This window comes from Arthrobacter sp. Y3221087, assembly GCF_059089905.1.
In genome coordinates, this window is the sequence record NZ_JBNHFE010000015.1 from 1 (window position 1) to 3,439 (window position 3,439).

The 3,439-nt window shown below is 66.9% G+C and carries 4 protein-coding genes; all 4 read left to right on the top strand.

All coding sequences use genetic code 11. From position 1 onward, the window contains the following. Window positions 1–132: 132 nt before the first annotated feature. Window positions 133–1,266, top strand: a complete 1,134-nt coding sequence (gcvT, locus tag AC5RUO_RS19905) for a glycine cleavage system aminomethyltransferase GcvT (protein WP_494104435.1) — start codon at window positions 133–135, stop codon at window positions 1,264–1,266. A 32-nt stretch (window positions 1,267–1,298) separates the two neighbouring features. Further along, entirely contained in the window at window positions 1,299–1,682 is a 384-nt protein-coding gene (gene gcvH / locus AC5RUO_RS19910) for a glycine cleavage system protein GcvH (RefSeq protein ID WP_494012240.1), read from the top strand. Then, complete coding sequence (glyA, locus tag AC5RUO_RS19915) at window positions 1,679–3,001, top strand: serine hydroxymethyltransferase (RefSeq protein WP_494012241.1); 1,323 nt, start codon at window positions 1,679–1,681, stop codon at window positions 2,999–3,001. The genes gcvH and glyA overlap by 4 nt, the downstream gene beginning before the upstream one ends. Before the next feature lie 164 nt (window positions 3,002–3,165). Beyond that, a partial coding sequence (locus AC5RUO_RS19920; protein WP_494104436.1) for a serine dehydratase beta chain occupies window positions 3,166–3,439 on the top strand: 274 nt, incomplete at its 3' end.

Here is a 3,439-nt window from a genome sequence, read left to right on the forward strand (position 1 = left end):
CCTTCCCCGTGGCCTCGCTCCGGCAGGACAAGTACTTCCCGCCCGTGGGCCGGATCGACGGCGCCGCCGGGGACCGCAACCTCGTCTGCTCCTGCCCTCCCCTCGAAGACTTCGAAAACTAAGGACATGCCCATGACTGAGAACTACACAGCTCTCTACGAGCAACACAAGAAGGCCGGCGCCTCCTTTACGGACTTCGGCGGCTGGCAGATGCCCCTCAAATACAACTCCGAACTGGCCGAACACCACGCCGTCCGCAACGCAGCCGGCCTGTTCGACCTCTCCCACATGGGCGAAGTCTGGGTCACCGGCCCGCAGGCGGCAGCCTTCCTGGACTACGCCCTTGCCGGAAAGTTGTCCGCGGTGGCCGTGGGCAAGGCCAAGTACTCACTGATCTGTGACGCCGACGGCGGCATCATCGACGACCTCATCACCTACCGCCGTGCCGAGGACCGGTACCTGGTGGTCCCCAACGCCGGCAACGCCAAGGCGGTTGTGGCTGCTCTGCTCGAGCGCGCCGCCGGTTTCGACGTGAAGGTTGAGGATGCTTCCGCGGAGACTTCCTTGATCGCTGTGCAGGGCCCGGCAGCCCAGGCCATCCTGCTGAAGCTCGTCCCGGCTGACCAGCACGCCCTGGTCCGTGAGCTGAGGTACTACGCCGCGGTGGAGGCCGGCGTCGCGGTCAACGGCTCTGTCCAGGAGCTGCTGATTGCCCGCACGGGCTACACCGGCGAGGACGGCTTCGAAATCTACGTTCCCAACGTGGACGCGCCCGCGCTCTGGGAGGCACTGCTGGCTGCCGGCGAAGAGCACGGGCTGGTCCCCGCCGGCCTTGCCGCACGGGATTCGCTGCGCCTCGAGGCCGGGATGCCCCTCTACGGCAACGAACTCTCGCGCCACGTCAACGCCTATGCGGCGGGACTCGGTCCGGTAGTTTCCCTGGCCAAGGAAAGCGACTTCGTGGGCAAGGAGGCGCTGGCAGCGATCAAGGCCGCCGGCGTCGGCTCCACCATGGGCCAAAAGCTCGTGGGCCTCAGGGGCACTGGCCGGCGTGCGGCCCGCGCGCACTACCCGGTCCTCCAGGACGGCACCCTGGTGGGCGAGGTGACCTCCGGCCAGCCCAGCCCCACCCTCGGCTACCCGGTGGCCATGGCCTACGTCGCCGTCGAATACTCGGCCCCCGGCACCGTCCTGGACATCGACCTCCGCGGCAAGCCCGAACGCTTCGAAGTGGTCGAACTTCCCTTCTACAAACGCCAAAAGTAACCACCCAGACTTAGCAAGCAAAGGAAAAACACATGAGCAAAGTTGTTGCTGAACTGAAGTACTCCGCCGAGCACGAGTGGGTTGCCGCGGATGGGTCGGGTCCGGTGGGAATCGGCATTTCCGCCGTCGCCGCCGACGCCCTGGGCGACATCGTCTACGTGGACCTGCCAGAGGTCGGTTCCACCGTGACCGCCGGCGAAACCTGCGGCGAGGTGGAATCCACCAAGTCCGTGTCCGACCTCTACGCCCCGGTGACCGGCGAGGTCGTCGAAATCAACGACGGCGTGGTTGCCGACCCCGCCCTGATCAACACCGATCCCTACGGCGCCGGCTGGCTGTTCAAGGTGGCCGTGACCGAGGAAGGCCCGCTCCTGTCCGCCGAGGAATACGCCGCAGCGAACGGCGGCGAACTGTGAGCGCCGCAGCGGGGACCGTAGTGTTCCAGCAGGTGGAGTCGCCGAGCCTGAATGCGGACCTGTCCGCCCTGGACCCGGAGATCGCGGCAAAGATCGACGACGAACTGGGCCGCCAGCGCGACGGCCTTGAGATGATCGCCTCGGAGAACCACACCGCCGTGGCAGTCATGCAGGCGCAGGGCTCCGTGCTGACCAACAAGTACGCCGAAGGCTACCCCGGGAAGCGCTACTACGGCGGCTGCGAGCACGTGGACGTCATCGAACAGCTCGCCATCGACCGGATCAAGGCCCTGTTCGGCGCGGAATTCGCCAACGTGCAGCCGCATTCCGGTGCACAGGCGAACGCCTCGGCGATGCACGCGCTGATCAAGCCCGGCGACACCATCATGGGCCTGAACCTCGCCCACGGCGGGCACCTGACCCACGGCATGAAGATCAACTTCTCCGGCAAGCTCTACAACGTGGTGCCGTACGGCGTCCGCGAGGACACCCACACCGTGGACATGGCCGAAGTGGAGCGCCTGGCCCAGGAGCACAAGCCGGCGCTGATCGTGGCCGGCTGGTCCGCCTACGCCCGGCAGCTGGACTTCGCGGAGTTCCGCCGGATCGCCGACTCGGTAGGTGCGTACCTGATGGTTGACATGGCCCACTTCGCCGGGCTGGTAGCCGCGGGGCTGCACCCCTCCCCTGTGCCGCACGCCCATGTCACCACGTCCACCACGCACAAGACCCTCGCCGGTCCGCGCGGCGGCATCATCCTCACCAACGACGCCGACATCGCCAAGAAAATCAACTCCGCTGTGTTCCCGGGCCAGCAGGGCGGCCCGCTGGAGCACGTGATCGCCGGCAAGGCCGTGGCCTTCAAGATCGCCGCGTCCCCCGAGTTCAAGGAACGCCAGGAACGCGTCCTGGCCGGTGCCCGGATCCTGGCCGAACGCCTGGTCCAGCCCGACGTTACCGCCAAGGGCATCACCGTGGTGTCCGGCGGCACCGACGTGCACCTGGTCCTCGTGGACCTGCGGAACTGCGAACTCGACGGCCAGCAGGCCGAAGACCGACTCGCCGCGATCGACATCACCGTCAACCGCAACGCCGTCCCCTTCGACCCCCGCCCGCCGATGGTCACCTCCGGCCTGCGCATCGGCACCCCCGCCCTTGCGACCCGCGGCTTCGGCGAGGACGCCTTCCGCGAGGTTTCGGACATCATCGCCGAGGCTTTGACGGCCGACGCCGATGCCGACCTTTCCGGGCTCCGTCACCGCGTCGACGCACTCGCAAAGGCCCACCCCCTCTACCCCGGTATTGCACCTCTGTCCTGACTCGTGGTTGGGTCCGGGACCGCCGGACCGGACATTTTCACGCGTGCTGCTCCTTCGTCGCTTTGACGCACGCTTTCGAAAAGTCCGGCTCCGCCGGCCCCTCGTGCCCACGTCGCCTTAGTGACGCTCTACCGCCCGCTACACATCTAGTAAGGATTCCCACCATGGCCGTTGGCGTATTCGACCTTTTCTCTATCGGTATTGGCCCGTCGTCGTCCCATACTGTGGGGCCGATGCGGGCTGCTGCTGTGTTCGCTGAGGAGCTGAAGGCTTCCGGCAGGCTGACGGACGTGGCTTCGTTGCGGGTGGACCTGTACGGGTCGTTGGCGGCGACCGGGCATGGGCACGGGACGATGACCGCGGTGCTGTTGGGGTTGGAGGGGTTCCATCCGGAGCTGATCCTGCCCGGGGAGGTGGAGGAACGGCTTGCCTCGATCG

Coding starts and splice junctions, on each gene's coding strand:
- gcvT (WP_494104435.1), top strand. CDS start 133: ATGACTGAGAACTACACAGCTCTCTACGAGCAACACAAGAAGGCCGGC.
- gcvH (WP_494012240.1), top strand. CDS start 1,299: ATGAGCAAAGTTGTTGCTGAACTGAAGTACTCCGCCGAGCACGAGTGG.